Origin of the sequence: Sinisalibacter aestuarii (assembly GCF_027923545.1) — a bacterium.
Classification (GTDB): domain Bacteria; phylum Pseudomonadota; class Alphaproteobacteria; order Rhodobacterales; family Rhodobacteraceae; genus Sinisalibacter; species Sinisalibacter aestuarii.
In genome coordinates this window covers 57861-81241 of the sequence record NZ_BROH01000007.1, presented here as the reverse complement: position 1 = coordinate 81241, position 23381 = coordinate 57861, and the positions used below count along the sequence as shown (strand labels likewise).

The 23381-nt window shown below is 68.6% G+C and carries 27 protein-coding genes; 10 read left to right on the top strand and 17 right to left on the bottom strand.

Features of this window, described 5'->3' with window-relative positions:
* Positions 1-2: 2 nt before the first annotated feature.
* The 6 genes from QMG28_RS12555 to QMG28_RS12530 form a co-directional block, all read right to left on the bottom strand.
* Positions 3-1238: a CpaE/TadZ family protein gene (locus QMG28_RS12555; RefSeq protein ID WP_281842655.1), complete on the bottom strand. Its 1236-nt coding sequence runs from the start codon at positions 1236-1238 to the stop codon at positions 3-5.
* The gene (locus tag QMG28_RS12550; RefSeq protein ID WP_281842654.1) at positions 1235-1882 is read right to left on the bottom strand and encodes a TadE/TadG family type IV pilus assembly protein; all 648 of its coding nucleotides are present in this window, start codon (positions 1880-1882) and stop codon (positions 1235-1237) included. Before QMG28_RS12550 ends, QMG28_RS12555 begins: the two co-directional genes overlap by 4 nt.
* Positions 1879-2370 carry a TadE/TadG family type IV pilus assembly protein gene (locus QMG28_RS12545; protein WP_281842653.1) on the bottom strand — a complete coding sequence of 164 codons (492 nt, stop codon included), beginning with the start codon at positions 2368-2370 and terminating at the stop codon, positions 1879-1881. The genes QMG28_RS12550 and QMG28_RS12545 overlap by 4 nt, the downstream gene beginning before the upstream one ends.
* Before the next feature lie 9 nt (positions 2371-2379).
* The gene (locus QMG28_RS12540; protein ID WP_281842652.1) at positions 2380-3930 is read right to left on the bottom strand and encodes a pilus assembly protein TadG-related protein; all 1551 of its coding nucleotides are present in this window, start codon (positions 3928-3930) and stop codon (positions 2380-2382) included.
* Positions 3931-3942: 12 nt separating this feature from the next.
* Positions 3943-4755, bottom strand: a complete 813-nt coding sequence (cpaB, locus tag QMG28_RS12535; protein WP_281842651.1) for a Flp pilus assembly protein CpaB — start codon at positions 4753-4755, stop codon at positions 3943-3945.
* Positions 4756-4863: 108 nt separating this feature from the next.
* Positions 4864-5073 carry a Flp family type IVb pilin gene (locus tag QMG28_RS12530; protein ID WP_281842650.1) on the bottom strand — a complete coding sequence of 70 codons (210 nt, stop codon included), beginning with the start codon at positions 5071-5073 and terminating at the stop codon, positions 4864-4866.
* Between the two features lie 294 nt (positions 5074-5367).
* On the opposite strand from QMG28_RS12530, the gene QMG28_RS12525 reads away from it, so the two are divergent.
* Positions 5368-7917: a tetratricopeptide repeat protein gene (locus QMG28_RS12525; RefSeq protein ID WP_281842649.1), complete on the top strand. Its 2550-nt coding sequence runs from the start codon at positions 5368-5370 to the stop codon at positions 7915-7917.
* On the opposite strand, the gene QMG28_RS12520 is transcribed toward QMG28_RS12525, so the two are convergent.
* The 4 genes from QMG28_RS12520 to QMG28_RS12505 all read right to left on the bottom strand — a co-directional run bounded on the left by QMG28_RS12520 (position 7851) and on the right by QMG28_RS12505 (position 10552).
* Complete coding sequence (locus QMG28_RS12520; RefSeq protein ID WP_281842648.1) at positions 7851-8921, bottom strand: diguanylate cyclase domain-containing protein; 1071 nt, start codon at positions 8919-8921, stop codon at positions 7851-7853. The two genes, QMG28_RS12525 and QMG28_RS12520, sit on opposite strands and share 67 nt — an antisense overlap.
* The gene (locus QMG28_RS12515; protein WP_281842647.1) at positions 8918-9526 is read right to left on the bottom strand and encodes a heme NO-binding domain-containing protein; all 609 of its coding nucleotides are present in this window, start codon (positions 9524-9526) and stop codon (positions 8918-8920) included. The genes QMG28_RS12520 and QMG28_RS12515 overlap by 4 nt, the downstream gene beginning before the upstream one ends.
* 65 nt (positions 9527-9591) lie before the next feature.
* The gene (locus tag QMG28_RS12510) at positions 9592-10272 is read right to left on the bottom strand and encodes an HAD family hydrolase (protein WP_281842646.1); all 681 of its coding nucleotides are present in this window, start codon (positions 10270-10272) and stop codon (positions 9592-9594) included.
* A 1-nt stretch (position 10273) separates the two neighbouring features.
* A complete protein-coding gene (locus QMG28_RS12505) occupies positions 10274-10552 on the bottom strand; it encodes a DUF3572 domain-containing protein (RefSeq protein ID WP_281842645.1) in 279 nt (92 codons plus the stop codon).
* A gap of 96 nt (positions 10553-10648) precedes the next feature.
* On the opposite strand from QMG28_RS12505, the gene QMG28_RS12500 reads away from it, so the two are divergent.
* Positions 10649-12028 (top strand): diguanylate cyclase, encoded by a 1380-nt coding sequence (locus QMG28_RS12500; protein ID WP_281842644.1) that lies wholly within the window; start codon positions 10649-10651, stop codon positions 12026-12028.
* A gap of 24 nt (positions 12029-12052) precedes the next feature.
* Here the strand turns inward: QMG28_RS12500 and QMG28_RS12495 are convergent, their stop codons facing one another.
* The 4 genes from QMG28_RS12495 to QMG28_RS12480 form a co-directional block, all read right to left on the bottom strand.
* The gene (locus tag QMG28_RS12495) at positions 12053-12592 is read right to left on the bottom strand and encodes a periplasmic heavy metal sensor (RefSeq protein WP_281842643.1); all 540 of its coding nucleotides are present in this window, start codon (positions 12590-12592) and stop codon (positions 12053-12055) included.
* A 2-nt stretch (positions 12593-12594) separates the two neighbouring features.
* On the bottom strand, positions 12595-12999 hold the full coding sequence (locus QMG28_RS12490) for a hypothetical protein (RefSeq protein WP_281842642.1): 405 nt from the start codon (positions 12997-12999) through the stop codon (positions 12595-12597).
* On the bottom strand, positions 12986-13573 hold the full coding sequence (locus QMG28_RS12485; RefSeq protein ID WP_281842641.1) for an RNA polymerase sigma factor: 588 nt from the start codon (positions 13571-13573) through the stop codon (positions 12986-12988). The genes QMG28_RS12490 and QMG28_RS12485 overlap by 14 nt, the downstream gene beginning before the upstream one ends.
* 86 nt (positions 13574-13659) lie before the next feature.
* A complete protein-coding gene (locus tag QMG28_RS12480) occupies positions 13660-14295 on the bottom strand; it encodes a hypothetical protein (RefSeq protein ID WP_281842640.1) in 636 nt (211 codons plus the stop codon).
* 242 nt (positions 14296-14537) lie between these two features.
* Between QMG28_RS12480 and QMG28_RS12475 the strand changes: the two genes are divergently transcribed.
* Together QMG28_RS12475 and QMG28_RS12470 are read left to right on the top strand one after the other, a co-directional pair.
* Positions 14538-14996, top strand: a complete 459-nt coding sequence (locus QMG28_RS12475) for a DUF983 domain-containing protein (protein WP_281842639.1) — start codon at positions 14538-14540, stop codon at positions 14994-14996.
* Positions 14997-15005: 9 nt separating this feature from the next.
* A complete protein-coding gene (locus QMG28_RS12470) occupies positions 15006-15710 on the top strand; it encodes an NUDIX hydrolase (RefSeq protein ID WP_281842638.1) in 705 nt (234 codons plus the stop codon).
* A gap of 83 nt (positions 15711-15793) precedes the next feature.
* On the opposite strand, the gene QMG28_RS12465 is transcribed toward QMG28_RS12470, so the two are convergent.
* Genes QMG28_RS12465 through QMG28_RS12455 form a run of 3 tightly spaced genes read right to left on the bottom strand, consistent with a single transcriptional unit; the run spans position 15794 to position 17715 of the window.
* Positions 15794-16687, bottom strand: a complete 894-nt coding sequence (locus tag QMG28_RS12465) for an EamA family transporter (RefSeq protein ID WP_281842637.1) — start codon at positions 16685-16687, stop codon at positions 15794-15796.
* Positions 16687-17151: a lipocalin/fatty acid-binding family protein gene (locus QMG28_RS12460; protein WP_281842636.1), complete on the bottom strand. Its 465-nt coding sequence runs from the start codon at positions 17149-17151 to the stop codon at positions 16687-16689. Before QMG28_RS12460 ends, QMG28_RS12465 begins: the two co-directional genes overlap by 1 nt.
* Positions 17152-17178: 27 nt before the next feature.
* Positions 17179-17715 carry a lipocalin family protein gene (locus QMG28_RS12455; RefSeq protein WP_281842635.1) on the bottom strand — a complete coding sequence of 179 codons (537 nt, stop codon included), beginning with the start codon at positions 17713-17715 and terminating at the stop codon, positions 17179-17181.
* A 290-nt stretch (positions 17716-18005) separates the two neighbouring features.
* Here QMG28_RS12455 and QMG28_RS12450 point away from each other — a divergent pair, with 290 nt between their 5' ends.
* The 6 genes from QMG28_RS12450 to QMG28_RS12425 all read left to right on the top strand — a co-directional run bounded on the left by QMG28_RS12450 (position 18006) and on the right by QMG28_RS12425 (position 23292).
* Positions 18006-18758 (top strand): SDR family NAD(P)-dependent oxidoreductase, encoded by a 753-nt coding sequence (locus QMG28_RS12450; RefSeq protein ID WP_281842634.1) that lies wholly within the window; start codon positions 18006-18008, stop codon positions 18756-18758.
* 133 nt (positions 18759-18891) lie between these two features.
* Complete coding sequence (gene metG, locus QMG28_RS12445; RefSeq protein WP_281842633.1) at positions 18892-20607, top strand: methionine--tRNA ligase; 1716 nt, start codon at positions 18892-18894, stop codon at positions 20605-20607.
* 93 nt (positions 20608-20700) lie between these two features.
* The gene (locus tag QMG28_RS12440; protein WP_281842632.1) at positions 20701-20826 is read left to right on the top strand and encodes a hypothetical protein; all 126 of its coding nucleotides are present in this window, start codon (positions 20701-20703) and stop codon (positions 20824-20826) included.
* Positions 20827-21000: 174 nt separating this feature from the next.
* Positions 21001-21444 carry an NUDIX hydrolase gene (locus QMG28_RS12435; RefSeq protein WP_281842631.1) on the top strand — a complete coding sequence of 148 codons (444 nt, stop codon included), beginning with the start codon at positions 21001-21003 and terminating at the stop codon, positions 21442-21444.
* Between the two features lie 56 nt (positions 21445-21500).
* Entirely contained in the window at positions 21501-21950 is a 450-nt protein-coding gene (locus QMG28_RS12430; RefSeq protein WP_281842630.1) for a DUF1178 family protein, read from the top strand.
* A gap of 97 nt (positions 21951-22047) precedes the next feature.
* Positions 22048-23292 carry an aspartate kinase gene (locus QMG28_RS12425; protein WP_281842629.1) on the top strand — a complete coding sequence of 415 codons (1245 nt, stop codon included), beginning with the start codon at positions 22048-22050 and terminating at the stop codon, positions 23290-23292.
* Positions 23293-23381: the final 89 nt, after the last annotated feature.

Below are 23381 nucleotides of genomic sequence, written 5' to 3'. Positions count from 1 at the left end.
TTTCAGGAAGAGGCAGGCCGGGCCTCGGCCGTGGCGGTGGTTTCGGTGAGCAGGTTGCGCGCCATGCGGCGCAGGGCGCCCGAAAGCGCGCCGTGTGAATGCTGCGAGAGCAGTTCGCCCCGGTCGAGCGCGGCGCGGGCGCGGCGCGGATCGTCGGGCAGCCAGTATTTGAGCGGGCGCTCCAGCACCTTGGCCGCCTCGCTGTGATGGCTGGCGGGCAGCACCGGCTTTTTCTCGTGGTTCACGACCATCTCCACCGGCAGATCGAAGCGGTCCTCGCCGTAGAAGTCGATCAGTCGGCGGGCCTGGCGGATCGCGGGCACGGTGGTGTCGGTCACCAGCATCAGCCGGGCGCAACGGGTGAGCACCGGCCCGATCCACTCCACCAGCGTGCGCGGCAGATCGACCACCACGTAATCGAACTCGCGCTGCAGATGGCCGATCACGGCGTCGATCTGGCGCGGCTCGATGGCGTCGAGCGGCACGAATTTATCGGGCGCGGCGAGCACGGTCAGGCCAGAGTCATGCGATTGCAGCGACTGGGCCAGAAAGGTGCGGTCGGGCACGATCGTCTCGGTCGCCATGCGGTAGAACACGTCGGACGGGTCGAGATCGAGCGCGCTCGCGACGGTGCCGAACTGGATATCGAGATCGACAAGCGCCACCCGGTGCTGCGCCGCCTTGCGCAGCATCCCGGTCTTGCCCTGAAGCTGGTCGGCAAGGTTGATCGCCACGGTCGAAGCGCCGATGCCGCCGCGCACCGGGGCCACGGCGATCACCTTGCCGGGCCGCGTGGCCGAACGGTCGATCAGCGCGGGCAATTGCAGCGGGCGGCCCGACAGCTCCAGCAGCTGGTCGCGCAGATCGGAGGACGGGATCGGGAAGGGCAGGATCTCGTCGATCCCCGCCTTCTTCAGCTCACGCGCCTCGGCCAGCGAAATCGGTGCGTCGCTGAGCGCCAGCAGCGTGCCCTTGCCGCCGGATTTCTCGCGCAGCTCCTGCACCGCCGCCCGGTCGGTCTGCGGGTTGAGGCGGAAGACGATCAGGTCGTGCTCCTCGGCCAGCTTCACCGCCTTGCCGTTCACCGCCGTCAGCGTGGTGGCCTGCACCTCGATCCCGATATCGTCGCCCGGCAGGAGCGCGCCGCGCACGGCGTCGTTGATCGCGGTGTCGTCAGAGATCAGGATGATCGAAGGCTTGTCCTGTGCCATGTTCGTCTCCTTGGTGATGCGTGTCATCCGCTGCCTCCCTGGGCGAGATCCTCGCCGGGCAGCGAAGCGCTGAGCGCGGGGAAGGGAACGGTGCCGCCGAGAGCGTCGGTTTCGTCCGTCGCCCCGCCCACCGCGAGCGCGGCAAGCTGGCTGAGCGGCGAGACGAAGGTGAAGTCAAGCGCCTGCAGCTGCACGGTGACCACCGGCACATAGGGGCCGCCGAGAAAGCCGAGCTTGGCGTCGTAATCGTAGCGGAAGGCGACGTTGGAGATCGTCGCATCCGTGGGCAGGGTGCCCCGGATCACCGCCCAGACCTCATCGGCGGTCGGGTTGCCGGCAACGGCGGTGCAGGTGATCGCGCCGGGATCAAAGCAGATCCCCGCGCCCGCGCCGCAAGACGTGCCGAAGCGCGGCGGCACCGCGCCCTCGTCCACCGGCCCGCGCCGGTGGATCGTAGGCACGCCGGCGCAGGCAGGCGGGCGCACCGCCGCAATCCGCGCCGCTGCCTCCACGGCCTTTTCCGCCGCGACGTAGTGAAAGGCGAGCCGCCCGAAATCAATCATCGCGAAGGTGATGAGCAGCAGGAGCGCCAGCGCCAGCCCGTATTCGACCAGCGTCGAGCCCGCCTCGTCGCGCCCGAAACGGCGCAGGATATGCCCGCGCCCGGTCATGATCCGAACACCCGGCTCTGGTCGGTGACCGTGGTGGTGATCGAGCCGAGGCTGGAGCCGACGAGAGCAAAGACCCCGGCAAACGGGAAGGTCACCGCCAGCGTCGCCGTCACCTGCGCCACCGGCGCGGGCGAGATGCGGAAATCGCCATCGACGCACACAAGCTCGGGTTCGACATCCGACACGAGCACGCCGCTGGGAAACAGGCTGTTCTGCGCCATCGCGTTGCGCACGATGAGTTCGACATCCTCCTTGTAGCCGGCAAAGCTCGCCTCCGGGCTGCAACTGTCGGTGGCGGCCACGCGGGCGACGTAGCGCGCCGCGTCGCGCACCCCGGCCACGGTGGCCTGATAGGACCAGAACAACCGGCTGCCCTCGACAATCGTGGCAAACACCACCAGCACCAGCGGCAGGGCGATGGCGAATTCCACCAGGGCCGCGCCGCGCTCGTCGCGGCGGAAATGCGTGGCGATATGTGTGCCCTTCACCCCCATGCCTCACCTGTAAAGCTGGACCACATCGCGGAAGATGCCCACATCGTCGATCGCGCCGGAGCCATCGCCACCGGCGGTGCCGATGACCTCGCCCCAGATCGAAAACGTGTTGCCGGTGCCGTCATTGCTGGCGGGTTCGGTAAGAAAGATCTTCACGTAGTTCTCCACCGGGATGCCACTGGCCGCGCCGCTGATATTGTTGGGCGCGCCGCAATTGATGCCGGCGGCAAGGATCACCCGGCGGGTATGGTCCACCACCGGGTTGGTCTGGGTATTGCAGATCGGGCGGCCCGTCTCGGCAATCGGGTTGCCGTCATGGCCATCGCCATCCCCATCGCCGGTGAGAATGTCGCCCGACATGGCGATCTCGGCGCGATAGACCTCATAGCGCGTCGGCGCATCCGCATCGGCGGCGTTATCGTCCAGCCAGGACTGGATCGCCACCGGCACGGTGCCGTCGAAGGGCGCGTAATTGGTCTCGAAATACCGATCGCGGTCCCAGTCGCCGTCGCCAAAGCGCGGGCCGAGGCCGCCATTCAGATTGTTGCAGGTATTCGTGGCACCGAAGCAATCGTCGCGCGGCAGGCCGATGGTGTTGGGCGACACCGCCTCGTTGTTGCCGATGCAGGCGGCGTTCTTGCCTTTGGGCACGATGCCCTTGATCACGTTCGGCGCGGGCGCATAGGCGGGATCGTTCTTCTCGCCGTTCATGGTGGCGTTGAACAGATCGAAGCGGGTGTTGATCGCGGCCTCCAGGCTGCCGGTTTTCTGCCCCGGCTCGATATCGACCCCGTGATAGCTGAAGCATTGGGTGATCGGCCCCGCCGCGCCGATCAGGCAGCGGTCGAGATGGGAGCCGGTCTTGCCGGCGCAGGGGCCGGTCGCGTCGACCAGCACCTTCGACGGGTCGAGCCAGCCGAAGGCCCCCGGCGTCCAGGCCGCCCCGTTCCCGCCCGCGCGCAGCTGGATCAGATCGCCCACATGCGCATCCGGGTTCCAGCCCGGCGGCAGGCAGAACATCATCGGCGTCACATCGCAGGCATAGGAGGTGAACCCGGCCACGGCGGTGGCGCCGACCACGTTGGCCATCGCCGGCGTGCCGCTGAGGGCGGCAAAGGCGCGGCCAAAGACCAGCTCTACCGTCTGCGCCGTCACCTCGACGCGGGCATAAACCGCCGCCGCCGGATTGGTCGTGGTTGCCGTGATCGCGGTGGCGTCGCTCGCGGGCAACGCCGACAGAAAGGTGAGCGTGTAATCGGTCTCGCCCGAGAGCAGCGTGTCGCCGCTGCCGAAGGTCTGGCTGTCGGAAATCGTGGCCTCGGCGGCCTCGGTGGCGCGGCTGAGCGCGTCGGGCAGCCCGTCAAGCTCGCCCGCCGCCGCCAGCGCCACATGGTCGGCATAGGCCTGCAGCTCGCTCTGGGTGATCTGCACCCGCCCGAAATCGAACGACATCGCCACCAGTCCGAGCATCACCGCCAGCATGACGCCCCAGAAGGCGAGCACGCCGCCGCGCTCGCAGCGGGCAAACCGGGTGATGGGATCGGGCCGGGCCATGACGCATCCGCCTCAGTTCACCAGCGTTTCGGTCAACTCGTTGCCCCGGCGCACGCGGATCACCGGGCGCTGCGGCGCGGCCTCTTCTTCCACCACCGGCGCGGTCTCATAGAGCAGATCGCTGAGCCGGGTGGACCGAAGCGCCACCGCGTCGTTATCGTCGAGCGACCGCAACGTGAGGCTGAGCCGCCCGGCCCCCTGCGCAAGCGCAAGGCGCTGGCCCTGCTCCGCGGTCACCTCGACGGTCACCGTGCGGGCGATGCCCGGCGTCTCGTTCAGCTCGTTGGCGTCCTGGTCGACACCGATGACGCGGATATTCTGCAGGATCGTCACGGCGCTGAGGCCGTCGCCGCTGTTCTGGGTCAGCACCACATCCACCCGGTCGCCCGGCGTCACGAAGCCGCCCACGGCGGTTTCGGCGCTGACCTTGATCGCCATCGCGCGGGTATTGGGCGAGAGCGTCTGCACGATGGTGACCTTCTCGCCGAATTCGGAAATCGTCGCGAACCGCAGCGGGTCGCCCTGCGAGATGATCCGCCGGGCCCGGCGCGGTTCCTGACCATTGGCCGGAACGAGCAGGCTCGCCGAGGTATAGACCCCTTCCGGCACGGCATCGCGCGGCCAGTCGATGGAGGTGAGCATCTGCGGCTCGATGATCTCGCCAAAACCGATATCGCGGCTGGCGACGATGACCGGCACGGTCTGGCTCTCGGTTTCGACAACAGGCTCTGCGGTGGCGACGGCAAGATAATCGCGGGCGACATAGACCGACCCACCCGCCACGGCGAGCCCGGCAACGGCTGTGAACAAGGCGGTGAGTCTCATGAGATGGTCTCCTTTGGTCGTCGGGATGCGTCCGTCACGGGTCCGGGACCCGTCGTGCCGCGGCGCACGAACAACACGCCGCGGCGCAGGTTCAGCACGGTGCCTGTCTTATTCGACAACCGGCGCCGTGTAGGTGGAGTCGCCCGGCATCTGAGCGCCGGCCGCATTCATCGCACCGCCGATTTCGCCGCCGAGCGACAACAGCGCGCCCGTCCCGAGCGAGACGGCCAGCGCGATGGCGATGCCGTATTCCACAAGGGTCACCCCACGTTCGTCCTTGCGCAGACGCAGCATCGTCTTCCGAACAAAATTCCGCATGATAATCTCCTTCATTCTGCGGTTGCTTCCACGCTGAACGGCGTGGACTCATAGCCCCCCAAACGCAGAAGGCCTGTTCTCGAGCCTAGCGGCGCGGCGCCCGGCATGGCCTCATCGCAAAAGCCGGAAAATGCACGCATAGATTGTGTTTCTTGCACAGATCCGGCCATTTCCCCGGTTTTCCACACAACCCCGCCGCGCCGCTTGCGCGATTCAGCCGATCCGTCCGGGGGTGGTTGACTTCGCCCCGGCCACGGGCGAACCGTCATGGAATGCAACCCCGCGAGGCAGGCGATGACCGCACCCGTTTTCACCCGGATCCTGACCGGCCTGTTCTCGGCCGCCGCACTGGCGCTGGCAGTCGAAGCCGGGCCGCTGGAGGATGCCAATGCCGCCGCCGCACGGCTTGATTTTCGCACGGCGCTCGCAGGCTATGACGCTCTGATTGCCGCCGATCCGGCTCATGCCGACGCCCTTCTGGCGCGCGCCGCGCTGCATGAGCGGATGAACCGCCCCGCCCTTGCGCTCGCCGATCTGGGCCTGGCGCTGGACGCCGCGCCAGAGAGCTTGCCCGCCCTCCTCGCGCGCGGCGACCTTCTGCGCCGGCTCGGCGATCCGGCGGCGGCGATCGCCGATTATTCCGCCGCGCTGGCGCTGGCGCCCGACCATCTGCCCGCGCTCACCGGGCGGGCCCGGGCATCGGGCGATGCCGACCGGCTCACCAGCGCGCTGGCCGATTATGACCGCGCGCTCGCCCTGCGCCCCGGCGACGATGCGCTCGCCACCGAACGGGCGGCGCTGATCACCGCCCGCGCCGCGCGCCGCACGCCCAACCTGCGCTACGATGCTGCGGCGCTGATGGCGCCCGAATTTCGCGTCACCGAGGCGGCAGCGCAGGCCGAACACCGGCTCATCGTGGTCCATGCCGGAACCGAGCTTGCGGCAGAGGCGGCGCTGATCGCCCCCGAGGCGCTTGCCGGCGCGCGCGCGGCGGGCGTCCTCGCGATCACGCATCTGTTCACCTATACCGGCAGCAACAGTTCGATCTGGGCCAACCGCGCCCTGATCTGCGCCGGGCCGCAGGGGCTGTGGCCGGTCTATGCCGCGTTCGCCACGCCGGAAGCGCAGGCGGCGCTGCGCGCCATCGACAGCGGCACGGGGCGCGACACGTTCGACGCCCTCGTGGCCCGGGCCTATGCCGAAGCCGGGCTTGCGGCGGAGCTCATCGAAAGCTGCGCATTCAACCGCGCCGGGGCGCTCGCCTATCTCGCCGACTGGACCGAGAAGCGCGATGCCCAGGCCTGGCGCGGCAGCTCGATCTACGACCAATGGCCGGTTTTCGTGCTGGATGGCGCGGTGGTTTCGCCGCTGCAACTCACCGAGGCGCTGGCTCAGATGATGCCCGAGACCGTGGCGGAGCCCGAAGCGGTCTTGGCTGAGGTGGTGCCGCCCTCGCCTGAGGCCGAACCGGCCCCGGCGGCAGAACCGGCCCCGGCGGCAGAACCGGACGCGCCGGAACCGCCGCGTGCGGGCGGCTTCGCGGCGGAGTTCGGAGAGTTCGCGCAACTGCCCGAGGTGGGCGGCGTGCCCCTCCCCGGTGACGGCGCCGCGGATCTGGCCGAAGCGGATCAGCCCCCCGCCGCCAACGAGACCGCGCCCGCGCAGGCCGACGAGGTACCGGACAGCGGCGAACCGGCGGCAGAGGAGATGGCCGCGTTTGCCGAGGCACCTGAGGAGGATATCGCGCCCGGTGCGCCGACCGCCGCCGACGCAGACCCGGCGGCAGACGCGGCGGCGGGTGCAGCCGAAGAAGCCACGCCCCCCGCGCAAGAACCGGATGCCGACCCCATTGCCGCGCCCGAAACGGTTGAACCCGCAACCGGGGACATCGCGCAAGCCATACAAGAGCCGGATGGCACGGACAGCGCCACACCGGACGAACCGGCTGCCGAGGCTGCCACGCCGGACCTGCCGGCGGAGGAAGCCGGCCCCGCCGCCCTGCCCGCCGAGGCCGCGGCTGGCCCCGCACCGGCGCTCGCCATCGCCCCGCCGCCACGGCCGGACGATCCCGGTCTGCGCCTGCCCGCCGCGTTCAAAGGGATCTGGGCCAACAGCCTTGCCGCCTGCATCGCCTATACCGACCGGATCGCCGCGCCCGAGGCGCTCGACACGGCCCTGCCCGCGCTGAACCCGCTGGACGGCCCGCCGCTTGGCACCGTGCTGCTCACCTCGCGCGACATGCTGCTGTTCAACGCGGTGGGCACCGGCTGCACGCTGGCGGAGGTGACCGGCGACGATGGCGGTTGGCGTGCCCGGCTCGACTGCGCCTCCACCCTCGCGCCCGAGATCGTCACCCCGCTGGAGCTGACCCCGGCGCAGAGCGACGGCGCCACCCTGCGGCTTGCCGCGCGGTTCGGCCAGACCGATCCGGTGACGCTGCTGCAATGCCGTCCGCTCGGCGCGCTGAGCAGCAGTTTCGCGCCGCTCTGGCAGATCGACACCGATGCCTGCGCCGCCACCGCGCCGCTTGCCGGCGCACGCTTCGCCTTCGCGCCGGACGGGGACGCGCTTGCGCTCACCGTCACCCCCGATACCTCCGCCGCCGGGGCCGACGCCACCTTCACCGCCGCGCTCGACGGCGCCGCACTGGCGTCCGGCCCCGCCATCGCGGCCAGCGGCGGCTGGCGCCTGTCCCTCGGCGGGTTCGACGAAACCTCGGCGCAACTGGCCGAGGGGCTGCTTCTCAGCCTGCACCTCGCAGACGGTGCCGCCGGCTCCTACCTCTTGCCTCTGCTGGGCAGCGGCGCGGCGATGTCGGCTTTGTCGGGCTGCGCCGCAGACTGATCGGACGGCCCCGACCCGCTCTCCGGCTCGTGAAAGCTGAAGCAGGCCCGCCCCCGCGCCTTCGAGGCATAAAGCGCGACATCGGCGTCATGCATCATGATGCGCGCCTCGGGCCGGGCATAACCCGTCGAGACCGCGATGCCGATCGAGGCCGATATCCGCGCTTCGCGCGCGCCGATCCCGATCGGCTCTTCCAGCCGGCGGATCAACCGGCTGGCCAGCGCGGTGAGGCGGGGCGCGTCGATCAGGCCGGAGATCACCAGCACGAACTCATCGCCCCCCACCCGCGCCACCGCATCGCCGGTACGGGTCTCTTCCAGCAGGATCGCCGCCACGTGCGTGAGCACCGCGTCGCCAGCCGCATGGCCCAGCGTATCGTTCACCTGCTTGAAGTAGTCGAGATCGAGATGCATGAGCGCGAAGGGCCGCGCCCGTGCGATCTGGCGGGCGAGCACCTGGTCGAGCGCACGGCGGTTGGCGAGGCCGGTCAGCGTGTCGGACTGCGCCTCCGCCTCGGCCATCACCTTGGCGCCCTGCAGCCGTTCGTTCAATTCGCGGCTCTCGGCCATCGCCGCCGCATTCGCCTCGACCAGATAGAGCAGCTCAAGCGTGAGATCGGTCGCGGCGAAATCGGAGCCGGTCAGGTTGAACTGCGCCACCGCGTCGATCACCGCGATGCCGAAGGAAAGGTTGATGAGCACGCCCCTGCCATCGGCGAGCTGCACGGCGGTGCCGATCAGGGGCGTGCGCGCGGCGTCGCGCAGCCGCAACGACAGCCGCCCGCCCGAGGCGGCGCAGATCTGTCCGAAATCGGTGGTGTCGCGCGGGCGGCGCGGCTCGAACAGCGCAAAGAACGGCTGCCCGATGCAGGGCCCGGCGGGAAAAATCTTTTGCAGCGTCGGCCCGGCATGCTGGATCACCCCGTCGGGGCAAACCCGCGCATGCATCGGCATCAGCGCATCGAGTGCGTCCGGCGAGAGCGCGAGGGCGGCGGGCGGCGTCATGCCGTCCTCTCCGCCCGGCCGGTGGCGCGCGCGGCAAGCCGGAAGCCTTTGCCCTCGGCGAAGTCGGCCTTGAGCAGCCGCAGCGAGATACCGGCGCGCGCGCCCGGCGCACCGGTGTAATCGGCAATCACCAGGGCGCCGTAATCGTCGGCCACGGCGCGCAGCAGGCCGAGAAAGACCTGCGGCGCACCCGGCGGCGGGCGGGTGAAGCTCACCCGGTATTCGCCGGCGCCGCAATCGGTCAGCTCCAGCTCCGGCAAGTCCAGATCGGGCACCGCAAGGCGGGCGCGGCCTGCCAGATCTTCCAGAGACAGCAGAAAGTCCTCGTAATTCACCCCGCCGAACCGCAACAGCCGGCGCACCCGCTCCGAGGCGGGATGAGCCACAAGGTAGGTGCCGAAATCCTCCAGCAACGCCCCGCGCGGCTTGCCGAGCCGGCGCGCGGCGGCGGTGACGAGCCGCGCCGCGAGCACATCGTCATAGTGAAACATCGGCTCGAACCCGTCGATCCCGGCATCGAGGCCGCAAATCAGGGCGTCCCATAGCTGCGGCCCGTAGGTGTTGCGCAGGAACCCCTCGAATGACCGGATAATCATCCCGTGCATGGCATGGCCTTTGTCCGTCCTGCCCCGACCCTAGAGCCAAGGTCTTAACAAATCGCGAAATAGGTTCAGAGCCAGCCGGGAAGTGCGCCGATATCGGGCAGCACCGTATCGGCCAGCGGCGCCAGCACCTCGGCGCTGGCAAGGCCGGTGAGCACCGCCACCGTCTGCATTCCCGCCGCACGCCCGGCCAGCAGGTCGTGGGTGCTGTCGCCCACCATCACCACCCGCGCCGGATCGAGCCCGGTGGCGGCGGCGAAGGCAAGACACATCCCCGGCGCGGGTTTGCCACCATGGCCGCTGTCGAACCCGGCGATGAAATCGAACAGCCCGGTCACCCCCGCCGCGCCGAGATGGGCGCGGGCCGGCGCTTCGGCATCGTTGGTGGCCACGCCAAGGCGCAGACCACGGGCGCGCAGCCCTTCGAGCAGCGGGGTCAGCGGCACCGCCTCGGCCATCGGCGCCTGGGCGGCCTCGGCGTTCAGCCGCTCCACCAGCGAGGCGGCGGGGCGGCCCAGCACCGGCGCGAGCGCCCCGGCCACGTCTTCGGGCGTGCCGGCAATGACGACGGAGCCGCGCCGGAACGCGCGCGCGGTGCGGTCGAAGCCCACGGCCCCCGCCAGCCTGTCGGCAAGGCCCGCCTCGCCCGCCGACCAGCGCGCAATCAGCGCCTCGACCCAGGCAACCCAGGTGGCGTTGAAATCGAACAGCGTGCCGTCCTTGTCGAAGAGGATGCCGTCGACGCGCATCTCAGGTCCAGTTCATCTGCGCCCCGCCGGGCAGCGCCTGGCGCGCGGCGAGCGGCGCCTCGTATGCCAGCCCGGCGCTGTCGCAGAAGGCGATCACCCAGGCGTCGTCCATGGTCAGGAAATCGAGCACCGAGCCGAGGAAGGCCGGATCGCCGGCGCCGGCGCGCAGATCGGCCTCGCTGGCGCCGGTAGAGCCAAGAAACACGGGCAAAAGCTCGTCATTGCCAGCGAGCCAGCCCAGCGCCTGCAAGGCCAGAGTTTCGGCGGTATCCTGCTGCATTCTGCCCCTTTCCGCGCTGACGGAAACACTTTGTTAACGATTCTGAGGCAAGTCTTACCAAATCGGGCGCAATACGACAGGTCTTGGACAACGAAAATGGCAGGCCGCATCCTCATCGCCGACCCTACCGCGACCAGCAGGATCATCCTGAAGGTGGGGCTCAACGCCGCGCGCTACCGCACGCTGCAGGCGGCGGACGGCGCGAATGCGCTGCGCATCGCACGCGAGGACCGGCCCGAGCTGATCATCCTCAACGCCCACCTGCCGGACATGACAGGGGCCGAGCTCTGCGCCCGGCTCAAGGCCGATCCGCGCACCCGCGCGCTGCCGGTGCTGATCCTCGCCGCACAGGGCAACCGGGCCGACCGGCTCGCCGCCCTGCGCGCCGGCGCGAACGACTACCTCGCCAAACCGGTCGATGAAACCGCGCTGCACGCACTGGTGCGCAACCTGATGCGCGCGCGCGCCGCCTTCGACGAGCTGGCCCGGCGGCAGGACATCGTCGAGACGATGGGCTTTGCCGAAAGCGGCCCGGCCTTTAGCCGCAGCCCGACCGTGGCGCTGATCGCGCCGACGCCCGATACCGGGCTCGCCTGGCGGCGCGCTCTGGGGCTGGCGCTTGGCGCGCGGATCACGCCGATCAGCCGCGAACAGGCGCTGGAAACGGGCGATGGCCGCGATGTGCCCGACGCCTTCGTCATCGCCGCCGATATCGCCAGCCACGGCGACGGGCTGCGGCTGGTGAGCGAATTGCGCTCGCGCCAGCCCACCCGCCATGCGGCCATCGTGATCCAGGACGAGGCGAATGATGTGGGCACGGTGCCGATGGCGCTCGATCTCGGCGCCAATGCGGTGGTGCCGGGCACGTTCGACGCCGAGGAAATGGCAGCGCGGCTTGAGCGGATGCTGGCCTGCAAACTCGAAGCCGACGCGCTGCGCGAGCGTTTCGTCCAGCGCGTCGATCTCGCCGCGCTCGATCCGCTTACCGGGCTGTTCAACCGCCGCTACGCCGAAGCCTACCTCGCCCGTGTGGCCGAGGAAGCCGTGCGCACCGGCCAGCCTTTCGCGCTGATGCTGCTCGATCTCGACCGGTTCAAGGAGATCAACGACACTTACGGCCACCGGATCGGCGATGAGGTATTAGTGGAAACCGCGCAGCGGTTGACCGCCAATCTGCGCGATTTCGACCTCGTGGCGCGCCATGGCGGCGAGGAATTCCTCGTCGCCATGCCCGCGACCGATCTTGCTGCCGCCGCAGCCGCCGCCGAACGGCTGCGCCGGGTGATCGGCGACCACCCGGTGCGGGTAACGGGCGTCGATGTGCCGGTGACGGTTTCAATCGGGGTGACGCTCTGCACCGGCTGCGACGGCAAACGCGAGATGCCGCAACTGATCGAAGAGGCCGATCACGCGCTCTACGCCTCCAAACATGACGGGCGCAACCTCGTCACCTTCGCCCGCAACGCGGCGGCCTGACAGCGGCCAGGCACGCTTTGCAGGTCAGTCGCGGTCGCTGCGCGGCGCCGGGCGGTGCTCCAGGGCGCGGGCAAACCGGTCTTCGATCCGGTCGGCATAGGCGCGGCGCTCTGCCGGCGACATCGTGGCGATCTGCTCCGACAGCACCGACCGGCCAGCGGCAAACCGCGCCTCGACGCGGTCATGCTGCACGGTCAGCAGCGCCTCCAGCGCCGCCGGATCGTAGGGCTCGGCACGCATCACCGCGAGCATTTCGCGCAGTTCCGCCGCCAGCGTATCGCGGTCGGGGGCAAAGACCGCGCCACGGTCGCGCAGCGCCATACCCAGCGCGTTGCGGGCATCGCGCGGCATCGCCTCGAAGAAGGGGCGGAAGCCGCTGTCGGACAGCATCGTGCGGTCGGGCGGCGGGAAGCGGCGGGCATCTCTGTCGTCACGCAGATGCGCACCCGCAACAAGGCCGAGCACCAGCAGGTTTGCCGTCAGCGACACCGCCAGCAATACCGTCGGCCAGCGCCGCCTTGGGCGCGCGGATGCGCCCGTGCCTTGCGTCGTGTTACCGGCCATGATCAGCCCTCCTCCAGCAATGTGCCGAGGCCCGCGCCGCCGGGCACAATGTCTTCCAGCTCGTAGCTCGCGGCGAACCCGCTGTCATCGGTGAGCAACAGCCCGCCCGCGAGCGTGTTGAGCTGGTCGGGCGCAGCGAAGCCCACCCAGATTCCGGCCACCGTCGCGGTGACCATACCGGCCACGGCGGGCCAGCCGCCGAGCACGCCGAGCACCGCCGCGATCACGCCCGTGCGCGGACGCACCGGGCTTTGGGCCGGTCGCTCACGCGCCGCCGCTTCGGCCTCCGCATCGGCCATGATCCGCGCCAGCAGCGCCTCCGATGGCAGCGGGGCCTCGGTGCGGGACGCTTCGAACAAGGCTTCGAGCGCCATATCGTCCATCATCGGGTGTTCAGTCTTCGACATATCCCAACTCCTCGCGCCTGTGGCCAAGCAAGGCCGCCAACGTTCTCTTGCCGCGGGCGGTCAGGCTCTCGACCGCCTCCACGCTGATTTCCAGCACCTCGGCGATCTCGGGGTTCGTCTGCCCCTCCAGATGCCGAAGCGTCACCGCGATGCGCTGCCGCTCGGGCAGTTCCGCCAACGCCGCCTCCAGCGCCCGCGCCCGGGCGGCCTGCATCATTCCGGCGGCCACGCCCGGCGCGTCGTCCGCCGGTTCCGGGATCGCGTCGATATCGACGCCGCGCTTCTTGCGCAGCCGGTCGGTGCAGAGGTTCGAGGTCACCCGATAGAGCCAGGTGGATACCTTGGCCTCGCCCTGGCGCCACTCCGGCGCGATCTTCCACAGCCGCAGCATGGCTTCCTGCGTCACGTCCTCGGCCTCGTGCCGGTCGCCGCCCAGCATCCGCGCGGCAAAGCCCAGCACCCGGGGGGCGAGCCGTGCCGTCAGCATGGCTGCCGCCTCGCGGTCGCCGTTGCCGAAGGCGACCAGCAGCGCCTCGTCGGAGACTTCGGTCTGAGCGTCGAATGCCATGTCCATCGCGTCTGAGACGTAAACCCTGTCTTGCGCCCCCGCAACCGGGGCCGGCACCGGGCGGCAACCGCCCGGCACCCCTTTTCATATGCCTAGCGGCGCTTGCCACCGAAACCCGGGCCGTCTTGCGGCCCCCAGCCGTGACCGCTGCGGCCACCACGCTCGCCGCGATCGTCGCGTCTGGCAAAACGCGCCCCCATCTCGGCTTTCGCGTCGTCGTATTCGGCCTGGCTGATGGCATTGTCGTCATCGGTGTCGAACCGGTCGATCACCCGGCCATAGCCTTTGTCGGGGCCGAGTTCGGCAAGGCTCAGCACGCCGTCCTTATCGGCGTCGCGCGCCGAGAGGATGCGCTCGGCCATCCGTGTCGCCATCTGCTCGGCGTTCATCCCGCGCCAGCCCGTGCTGCGGCCCTGCATCCGTTCATCGACGCGCGCCTGCGCGAACGCCGCAAGCTCGGTAGCCTCCAGCGTGCCGCTTGCATCGGCATCCACCTCGGCGAGCTTCGCCCCGGCCAGCGCCGTCAGGTCTTCCTCGGTGATCTGGCCGTCGCCATTGGCGTCGAGATCGGCGAAAGCGGTGGTAAACATCCCGCCGCGCTCACCGAAAGCGCCAAGGCCCGCAGCCCCGTCGCCCATCGGCCCGCGCGCGCTTGCCGGCACCGCCGCCAGCGTGACGGCGGTACCCAGCAGCACGCCGAGGCCGGCGATCCTGATTGCGTGTTTCATGGTCTCATTTCTCCCATAAGAGATCGGTCCTGCCTTTTGTCTGGCCCGGCTTCCTGCCGCGCCATTGAGCCTGATACGGGCCGCGCGGCGGCTTCCGTCGCTTCCCTGCGCAAAAAAACGTGCTAAGAGCGGAGCGCGCCAGGCGCGACATCAAGCCGCAAGGGGGTGTCATGGCCTGTCATCTCTGCAAATCATCCCTATGATAAGCGGATGCGAACAAGATCGGTGGGAAGGTGAGCCACATGGAAGCCTCACGCGACGACGCGCCCAATCTGGGCGGGTTTCGTCTGGATCATATTCACGGCAGCGACGGCGAGCGCGATCTGCGTCAGGCCACCTGGCGCGGCTGGCGGCGGCGTTGCCCCGCCTGCGGCACCGGGCCGATGATGAAGGGCTATCTGAAGGTGCGCGACACCTGCACCGTTTGTGGTGAGGAATTGCATCACCAGCGCGCCGATGACGGCCCGGCCTACCTGACGATCCTCGTCGTCGGCCACCTGATGGCGCCGCTGCTCGGCGCGGCCTACATGATCTACCGGCCAGACCCGATGGTGCTGGCCGCGGCCTTCTCGATCGGCACCGTCGCCGCCTCGCTGTGGCTGCTGCCCCGGTTCAAGGGGATGATGGTGGGGTTCCAATGGGCCAAGCGGATGCACGGCTTTGCCCCGGAGCTGGCCGACGACCTGCCCGATGACGCCTGAGCCGGCACGATGAGCGGGATCGACAAGGCCAATATCGTGCGCGACGCGGCGACGATCGTGCTGATCCGCGATGCGGGCACCGACCGCCCGCGCGTGCTGATGGGCCAGCGCGGCGCAAATGCCGCCTTCATGCCCAACAAATTCGTCTTTCCCGGCGGCGCGGTGGATGAAGACGATGCCCGCGTGCCGGTGCACGAGGCCCGCGAAGAGCCCGATTTCTCGCGGCTCGCGGAGCAGGCCCGGCCGGAGCTGGCCCAGGCGCTGCTCGCCGCCGCGATCCGCGAGCTGTGGGAAGAATCCGGCCAGATCCTCGGCGTGCCGGGCGGGTGGGACGATGAGGTGCCCGCCGATTGGCGCGGCTTTGCCGAGACCGGACATCTGCCCTCGGCGGCGGGGCTGTCCTTCATCTTCCGCGCGATCACCCCGCCGGGGCGGCCCCGGCGCTTCGATGCCCGGTTCTTTCTGGCCGACGCCGCGCAACTGGCCTCGGACCCCGACGATTTTTCGCGCGCCTCGGAGGAGCTCGGCCATCTGCACTGGGTCGCGCTCGGCGATCTGAAACGGCTCGATCTGCCCTTCATCACCCAGGTGGTGCTGTCCGAGACCGCCGCCCGCCTGCCCGATCTCGGCCCGCCCGAAACGGTGCCCTTCTTCCGCAACGACGATGAAGAGCTGCATTTCCACCGCCTCGGCGGCAGGGGGCCGCTCGGATAAAGGGCTGGCACGACTTTCACTTTTCGAACATTCTTGGCGGATGATCTGGACGTCTGCGCGAAATAGACTTCACAATTCCAACATCACGTGAGCAGAACCAGCATCACGATGGACAGGCCCAGAAAGCCGATCCCGATCAGTTCGCGCCGGGTCGAGCGCTCACCGAAGATCAGCCAGGAGCCGAGCACCGAAAACACCAGCTCGATCTGACCAAGCGCGCGCACATAGGCCGCGTTCTGCAGGGTGAAGGCCACGAACCAGCCGAGCGAGCCGAGCATCCCCGTCACTCCCACCAGCGCCGTGCGCCGCCATTGGCCGAGCACGCGCGTCATCTCGCCGGGCTCGGCAAACCGCAGCCACAGCGCCATTGCAACGGTCTGAAAGCTGGTCACGGCGGCGAGCGTCACCGCCGCGCGGATCAGCGTGCCCTCGGCATCGAGCGCCTGCGTCGCGGCGCGGTAGCCGATGGCGGAGAGGCCGAAGCTCGCCCCCGCCAGCAGGCCCAGCGCCGAGGCCCGGTTGAACAGCGCCAGCACCCTCCCGCCAACCGGCACCGAGAGAAAGAGCACGCCCGCTACCCCGACGAGGATGGCGGCAAGCCCCCAGCCACTCACCGGCTCGGCCAGCACCAGCGCCGAGAACCCGGCGACCAGCACGGTTTCGGTCTTGGTGAAGGCGATGCCCACGGCGAAATTGCGCGCCGAGAACAGCGCCACCGTGGCCATCGTCGCCACGATCTGCGCAAGTCCTCCGGTGGTGACCATGACCCAGAAGCGCCCGCCCATCGCCGGCAGGGCCGCACCCGAACCGGCGACGAGCCCCGTCGAGAGCACAAGCGCCAGCGGTGCGGCGAAGAGGAAGCGCGAAAAGGTGGCCCCACCCGAGGACAGCCCCGCGCCTTTCAGCGATTTCTGCAGCGAAAACCGGATTGTCTGCACCAGCGCCGCGGCGAGCGTGGCGAGAATCCACGGCTCCATCAATGGAGCGCCCCGAGGTCGTAGCCGTTCCAGTCCAGGATCTCGCGCGCGGCGCGCAGCCGGTCGGGCGGCATTGCGCTGGCGCGGTCGAGCAGGATGGCGAAGCTGCCATCGGGCGTGCCGAGCAGCACCGAGCGCATGTCGGCATCGGCCCAGAGCACCCAGAGCGGGCTGCGGAAGGTCGACAGGGTGAACCGGCCCGGCGCGATCACCCGGCCCTGCCCGGCCCCGTCGCGGCTGGTGGTGACGCCAAGCGCCCCGCCCGCCCCCGGCTCGACATGCCAGCGCGCGCCGGGGGTGCGGCCAATGGCGGCCACCTCGTGCCAGTCCCCGGCAAAGCGCGCCGGATCGAAGCCGACGATCGCCTGCATCGGCGCATCGGCCCGGCGATGGCCCTGCATCGCCGGCGCACAGGCGGCAAGCGTCATCAGGGTCGCCGCCAGAACCGCCAGGAAGATGCGCATCGCGAGATCCTTCAGCTTCAGGCGGGCCTAGTGCGCGACCCGCTCCAACTTCGCGGTATCGTAGCCCATGCTTTGCAGGACCGATATGGCCTTGTCGTATTTTTCGGGTGCGAGCCGGGGCGCACGCGCGAGGATCCAGCCGGTTTTGCCCGACGGCTCTCCGACCACCGCGAAACTATAGGCAGGGTCGACGTGAAGCACCCAGTAATCGCCCTTCGCGAAGGGCAGCCAGGGCACGAAGGTGACCTCCAGCTTGCCCGGCGCCACCGGCTCAGCCACGCCTTTGGCGACCTCCACCGGGCCATCCAGCCCGCCTTTGCGGCAGGTATTGACCACCGTGATCCTGTCATCCGGGCGCAGGGCATAGTCCGCCGTCACCCCGGCACAGCCACGCTCGAAGCGGTTGGGAAACCGGGCGATCTCGTACCATTTGCCGAGGTAACGCTTCAGATCGAGGTTCACCGCGACACCGATCGGCACAGCGATATCGCGGTAGCCCGCCGCCGCGGGGCCGGCAAGCCCCAGACTGGCGGCGGCGGCGAGGATGAGATTTGGCAGGCGCATGGCGGTTCTCCTTTTCAGGGTTTTACGCATGCGCCCGCGTTGCGGATCAAAACGGCAGCGGGTGTGCCTTGTGCGCCGCCCAGCGCGGCGCCCCCCGCACCGGGTCGAGCCCATCGCGCGCGGCAATATAGAGACAGGCCCGCGCCGCCGGCCAGAGGCGGGGCGAGATCCGCCCGCCCTGTGCCCGGCGCATAGCGGGCATTCGCAATCGTGATCGCTCGCCCCCTAACAATCCACAGCCAGAATGCATATAGTTAAGGTATTGAAAAATTTACGAAAGGAGGCCCCTGATGGACCTGAGATTCGATGGCAAAACCGCAATCGTGACCGGCGGCGCGTCGGGCATCGGCGCCGCCGTGGTCGATGACCTCGCCGCAGGCGGCGCGACCGTGATCGTTGCCGACCTGAAGCAGGCCGAGGCCGAAGCCAAGGCCGCCGAGGTGGAAAAAGCCGGCGGCAAAGCCTATGCCGTCGCCGTCAATGTCGGCGATGCCGAACAGGTCAAGGCGATGGTGGACTTCGCCGTGGAGAAAACCGGGCGGCTCGACTACCTCGTCAACAATGCCGGGATCGGCGGGCCGCTCGCCCCGATCGGCGAGGTGCCGCTCGACGGCTGGCACGGCTTGATGGACGTCAACCTGCATGGCGTGTTCTACGGCCTGCGCTACGGCATTCCGGAAATGCTGAAAACCGGCGGTGGCGCCATCGTCAACATGGCCTCGATCCTCGGCTCGGTCGGCACGGCCGGCGCCGGAGCCTATGTTGCCGCCAAGCATGCGGTGGTGGGGCTGACCAAGGCGGCGGCGCTGGAATATTCCGCCCAGGGCATCCGCATCAACGCGGTGGGGCCGGGCTATATCGACACCCCGCTCCTCGACGGGCTCGACCGCGACACCTACAACGCCCTCAAGGGCCTGCACCCGATCGGCCGGCTCGGCGCCTCCGAAGAGGTCTCGGCGCTGGTCACCTTCCTCTTGTCGGACCGGGCGGGCTTCATCACCGGGTCGTATCACCTGGTCGACGGCGCCTATACCGCGCAATAAAAGATACGGCGGGGGGCTCTGCCCCCCGCACCCCCCGGAGTATTTTTCAAGGATGAAGGGCAAGACACGCTCGCATCTGGCCTTGTCGCGCGCCTTGCGTTAAACGCGGGCCGACAGACAAACGGGACGAGACATGGCACGTATCCTCATCACCTCCGCCCTGCCCTATATCAACGGCATCAAGCATCTCGGCAATCTCGTCGGCAGCCAGCTGCCCGCCGATCTCTATGCCCGCTACATGCGCGCGCGCGGCAACGAGGTGATGTTCATCTGCGCCACCGACGAGCACGGCACCCCCGCCGAACTGGCCGCCGCCAAGACCGGCGAGCCGGTGGCGGACTATTGCGCGCGGATGCATGATGTGCAGGCCGAGCTGGCGGCGGGGTTCCGGCTGAGCTTCGATCATTTCGGGCGCTCGTCGTCGAAGCAGAACCACCGGCTCACCCAGCACCTTGCCGGCAAGCTGGCCGAGGCCGGGCTGATCGAGGAGGTGAGCGAGAAACAGGTCTATTCCAACGCCGATGGCCGCTTCCTGCCCGACCGCTATATCGAGGGCACCTGCCCCAATTGCGGCTATGAGCGCGCGCGCGGCGATCAGTGCGAGGAATGCACCAAGCAGCTTGATCCCACCGACCTGATCAACCCGCGCTCGGCCATTTCCGGCTCGACCGATCTGGAAGTGCGCGAGACCAAGCATCTGTTCCTCAAGCAATCGGGGATGCGCGGGCAACTCAACGACTGGATCGACTCCAAGGCCGACTGGCCGGTGCTGACCACCTCAATTGCCAGGAAGTGGCTGAACGACGGCGACGGCTTGCAGGACCGTGGCATCACCCGCGATCTCGACTGGGGCATCCCGGTGAAACGCGGCTCCGAGGACTGGCCGGGGATGGAAGGCAAGGTCTTCTACGTCTGGTTCGACGCGCCGATCGAATATATCGCCGCCACCGGCGAATGGGCCGAGGCGAACGGGCTGGGCGACGAGGCGTGGGAGCGCTGGTGGCGCACCGACAAGGGCGCCGGGGATGTGCGCTATGTCGAGTTCATGGGCAAGGACAACGTGCCGTTCCACACGCTGAGCTTTCCCGCCACGCTGATGGGATCGGGCGAGCCGTGGAAGCTCGTCGATTACATCAAGAGCTTCAACTACCTCAATTACGATGGCGGCCAGTTCTCCACCTCGCTCGGGCGCGGCGTGTTCATGGATCAGGCGCTGGAGATCCTCCCCGCCGATTACTGGCGCTGGTGGCTGCTTTCCCACGCGCCCGAAAACTCCGACAGCGAATTCACCTGGGAAAATTTCCAGGCCAGCGTGAACAAGGATCTGGCCGATGTGCTGGGCAATTTCGTCAGCCGCGTGACGAAGTTCTGCCGGTCGAAATTCGGCGAGGAAGTCCCGGCGGGCGGGGAATATGGCGCAGCGGAACAGGCGCTGATCGCCGATCTGACCGCGCGCGTGGCGACGTATGAGAAGCTCATGGACGCGATGGAAGTGCGCAAATCGGCCACCGAGCTGCGCGCGATCTGGGCCGCCGGCAACGAATACCTGCAAGCCGCAGCCCCCTGGGCGGTGTTCAAGGAAGACTCGGAAGCGGCCGCCGGGATCGTCCGTTTCGCGCTCAACCTCATCGCCGTCTATGCCGCGCTGTCGGCTCCGTTCATCCCCGATGCCGCCGCGAAGATGGCTGCGGCGATGGGCACCGATGGCGCCTGGCCGGAAGACATGGCCGCAGCGCTCGATCTGCTGAAGCCGGGCCATGCCTTCAGCGTGCCGGAGAACCTGTTCGACAAGATCAGCGACGACGAGCGCGAGGGCTGGCAGGCGACGTTTTCCGGCCAGCGCGGCTGAGGCAATCCGCCGGTTCCGCTTGCCGCGCGGGCGGGGCTTTCTGCCCGCCAAAGGAGAGCGCCGATGAGATCGGGGCCGGGCAGGCGCTCGTCTATGCCCAGATGCAGCCCACGGCGCAGATCCTCTGGCTGCGAGCTGGTGGGCGTGGTGCTGTCGGGCCGGAATATCGACACCGGCTGGTTTGCGCAGGTGCTCGCCGGCGGCGTGCCCAACGCTTAGGCAACCTCCGTTTGCCCCGGCATCCGGGCGGCTGTTTTGCTTTTCTGCGCCCCGTGCCCGCGTTATCATTACAAAAACATAACAATTCCCGGCCATCCTTGCGGGATGCGGGACAAGCGGGCAGATCGCCGAAAGGGGGTCAAGGTGTCGGCCTTGACAGTAAAGCAGCGACCGATGCGCCTCGCCGGCGCGGGCAAGCGCGATGTGCGCAGCCAGTTCGGCGCGATTCCCTGGCGGCTGAACGATGGCAAGGTGGAAGTCCTGCTCGTCACCTCGCGCATTTCCCGGCGCTGGATCCTGCCCAAAGGCTGGCCGATGCACGGCGCCACCCCCGCCGAAGCGGCGGCGACGGAAGCCTATGAGGAGGCCGGGGTGACCGGCGAGCCTTCGAACGCGGCGGTGGGGTTCTATTCCTACCGCAAGGATTTCGAGGGCGACGATCTGCCGGTCGTGGTGGCGATGTTCCCGCTGCGGGTGAAGAAGGTGTTGAAGGACTGGCCCGAGAAAGGCCAGCGCAAGCGCAAATGGGTAAGCCGCAAGAAGGCGGCAGCGCTGCTCTCGGAGCCCGAATTGCGGCTGATGGTGCGCAATTTCGATCCCCGCCGCCTCAAGGGCTGACTTGCGCGCGCCCGCGCCGCCCATACATATTCGGGCAAGTTCAGGATGGAGACGCGATGATCCGCTACGCCCTCAAATGCCCGCAGGGGCACCGGTTCGACAGCTGGTTCCAGAACGCCGCCGCGTTTGACACGCTGGCGGCGGCGGGTCATGTCGCCTGCCCCGATTGCGGCGCGACGACGGTGGAGAAATCGCTGATGGCGCCGGATGTGCGCCCGGCGCGCGAGGCGCCGGTTGCGCCCCGGGGCGAGGCTGAAAGCACGCCAGCCGCGCTCGCGCCGAAGACCGAGCGCGAAAAGGCCATCGCAGCGCTCAAGCGCCGGATCGAGGCCGAGAGCGATTATGTGGGCAAGGGGTTCGCCCGCGAGGCCCGCGCGATCCATGACGGCGACGCGCCCGAACGCCCGATCTACGGCGAGGCCAAACCCGACGAGGCGCTGGCGCTGATCGAGGATGGCGTGCCGGTCGCCCCCCTGCCCTTTACCCCCACCCGCAAGACCAGCTAGGCCGCACCTGTCCGCGCTGTTCAGCCCACTTGCCCTTTGAGCCGCCGCGCCCTAGAAGGCGCGGGATCGAAGCAGCACAATGCGGGCCCTCGGCGCTATGGAAAAGCCTATTCTGGTGATGAAATTCGGCGGCACCTCGGTGGCCACGCTCGACCGTATCGCGCGCGCCTCCAAGCGCGTCGCGCGCGAGGTGGCCAACGGGTTCGACGTGATCGTCATCGTCTCGGCGATGTCGGGCAAGACCAACGAGCTGGTGGGCTGGGTCGAGGAAACCTCGCCGCTTTACGATGCGCGCGAATATGACGCCGTGGTCAGCTCGGGCGAAAACGTCACCGCCGGGCTGATGGCGCTGCGCCTGCAGGAGATGGATATTCCCGCCCGCTCCTGGCAGGGCTGGCAGGTGCCGGTGCAGACCACCGCCGCCCATGCGGCGGCGCGGATCGTCGATATCCCGAACGACAACATCAAGGCGAAGTTCGCCGAAGGCATGAGCGTGGCCGTGGTCGCGGGCTTTCAGGGGGTGAGCCCCGAAGGGCGGATCACCACCCTCGGGCGCGGCGGCTCCGACACCACCGCCGTGGCCTTCGCCGCCGCTTTCGGGGCGGAGCGCTGCGATATCTATACCGATGTCGACGGGGTCTACACCACCGACCCCCGGATCGAGGACAAGGCGCGCAAACTCGACAAGATCGCCTTCGAAGAGATGCTGGAGCTTGCCAGCCTCGGCGCGAAGGTGCTGCAAACCCGCTCGGTCGAGCTCGCCATGCGCTACAAAGTGAAGCTGCGCGTGCTCTCCAGCTTCGGAGAATATGACCCAGAAGCAGGCACGCTTGTCTGCGACGAGGAGGAAATCGTGGAAAGCAAAGCCGTTGCCGGTGTCGCCTATAGCCGCGACGAAGCCAAGATGACGCTCATTTCGGTCGCCGACCGCCCCGGCATCGCCGCCGCGATCTTCGGGCCGCTCTCCGAAGCGGGCGTGAATGTCGACATGATCGTCCAGAACATCTCGGAAGAAGGCCGCACCGACATGACCTTCTCCTGCCCCACCAACCAGGTGGCCCGCGCCGAAAAGGCGATGCAGGCGGCCAAGGAAGCGGGCGATATCAATTACCACGATCTCGTGGCCGATACCGATGTGGCGAAGGTGTCCATCGTCGGCATCGGGATGCGCAGCCAGGCCGGGATCGCGGCCAAGATGTTCGACGTGCTGGCGCGCGAGGGGATCAACATCAAGGTCATCACCACCTCCGAAATCAAGATCTCGGTGCTGATCGACCGCAAATACATGGAACTCGCCGTGCAGGCGCTGCATGACGCGTTCGAGCTGGAAAAAGCGGGCTGAGCCCGGCTCGACACCCCTGTCTTCGCACATGAAACGCCCCACCGCCCCTTGCGGCGGGGCGTTTTCGTGACCAGATCTGAAATCGGACA

Excerpts from the sequence above, each read along its gene's own strand:
- QMG28_RS12550 (WP_281842654.1), bottom strand. The coding sequence starts at position 1,882 with ATGACCGGGCGCGGGCATATCCTGCGCCGTTTCGGGCGCGACGAGGCG.
- metG (WP_281842633.1), top strand. The coding sequence starts at position 18,892 with ATGGCACGTATCCTCATCACCTCCGCCCTGCCCTATATCAACGGCATC.
- QMG28_RS12475 (WP_281842639.1), top strand. The coding sequence starts at position 14,538 with ATGGAAGCCTCACGCGACGACGCGCCCAATCTGGGCGGGTTTCGTCTG.
- QMG28_RS12460 (WP_281842636.1), bottom strand. The coding sequence starts at position 17,151 with ATGCGCATCTTCCTGGCGGTTCTGGCGGCGACCCTGATGACGCTTGCC.
- QMG28_RS12555 (WP_281842655.1), bottom strand. The coding sequence starts at position 1,238 with ATGACACGCATCACCAAGGAGACGAACATGGCACAGGACAAGCCTTCG.
- QMG28_RS12525 (WP_281842649.1), top strand. The coding sequence starts at position 5,368 with ATGACCGCACCCGTTTTCACCCGGATCCTGACCGGCCTGTTCTCGGCC.
- QMG28_RS12470 (WP_281842638.1), top strand. The coding sequence starts at position 15,006 with ATGAGCGGGATCGACAAGGCCAATATCGTGCGCGACGCGGCGACGATC.
- QMG28_RS12495 (WP_281842643.1), bottom strand. The coding sequence starts at position 12,592 with ATGGCCGGTAACACGACGCAAGGCACGGGCGCATCCGCGCGCCCAAGG.
- QMG28_RS12520 (WP_281842648.1), bottom strand. The coding sequence starts at position 8,921 with ATGACGCCGCCCGCCGCCCTCGCGCTCTCGCCGGACGCACTCGATGCG.
- QMG28_RS12510 (WP_281842646.1), bottom strand. The coding sequence starts at position 10,272 with ATGCGCGTCGACGGCATCCTCTTCGACAAGGACGGCACGCTGTTCGAT.
- QMG28_RS12430 (WP_281842630.1), top strand. The coding sequence starts at position 21,501 with ATGATCCGCTACGCCCTCAAATGCCCGCAGGGGCACCGGTTCGACAGC.
- QMG28_RS12515 (WP_281842647.1), bottom strand. The coding sequence starts at position 9,526 with ATGCACGGGATGATTATCCGGTCATTCGAGGGGTTCCTGCGCAACACC.
- QMG28_RS12505 (WP_281842645.1), bottom strand. The coding sequence starts at position 10,552 with ATGCAGCAGGATACCGCCGAAACTCTGGCCTTGCAGGCGCTGGGCTGG.
- QMG28_RS12485 (WP_281842641.1), bottom strand. The coding sequence starts at position 13,573 with ATGGACATGGCATTCGACGCTCAGACCGAAGTCTCCGACGAGGCGCTG.
- QMG28_RS12435 (WP_281842631.1), top strand. The coding sequence starts at position 21,001 with ATGCGCCTCGCCGGCGCGGGCAAGCGCGATGTGCGCAGCCAGTTCGGC.
- QMG28_RS12490 (WP_281842642.1), bottom strand. The coding sequence starts at position 12,999 with ATGTCGAAGACTGAACACCCGATGATGGACGATATGGCGCTCGAAGCC.
- QMG28_RS12425 (WP_281842629.1), top strand. The coding sequence starts at position 22,048 with ATGGAAAAGCCTATTCTGGTGATGAAATTCGGCGGCACCTCGGTGGCC.
- cpaB (WP_281842651.1), bottom strand. The coding sequence starts at position 4,755 with ATGAGACTCACCGCCTTGTTCACAGCCGTTGCCGGGCTCGCCGTGGCG.
- QMG28_RS12455 (WP_281842635.1), bottom strand. The coding sequence starts at position 17,715 with ATGCGCCTGCCAAATCTCATCCTCGCCGCCGCCGCCAGTCTGGGGCTT.
- QMG28_RS12530 (WP_281842650.1), bottom strand. The coding sequence starts at position 5,073 with ATGCGGAATTTTGTTCGGAAGACGATGCTGCGTCTGCGCAAGGACGAA.
- QMG28_RS12465 (WP_281842637.1), bottom strand. The coding sequence starts at position 16,687 with ATGGAGCCGTGGATTCTCGCCACGCTCGCCGCGGCGCTGGTGCAGACA.
- QMG28_RS12540 (WP_281842652.1), bottom strand. The coding sequence starts at position 3,930 with ATGGCCCGGCCCGATCCCATCACCCGGTTTGCCCGCTGCGAGCGCGGC.
- QMG28_RS12450 (WP_281842634.1), top strand. The coding sequence starts at position 18,006 with ATGGACCTGAGATTCGATGGCAAAACCGCAATCGTGACCGGCGGCGCG.
- QMG28_RS12440 (WP_281842632.1), top strand. The coding sequence starts at position 20,701 with ATGCCCAGATGCAGCCCACGGCGCAGATCCTCTGGCTGCGAGCTGGTG.
- QMG28_RS12480 (WP_281842640.1), bottom strand. The coding sequence starts at position 14,295 with ATGAAACACGCAATCAGGATCGCCGGCCTCGGCGTGCTGCTGGGTACC.
- QMG28_RS12500 (WP_281842644.1), top strand. The coding sequence starts at position 10,649 with ATGGCAGGCCGCATCCTCATCGCCGACCCTACCGCGACCAGCAGGATC.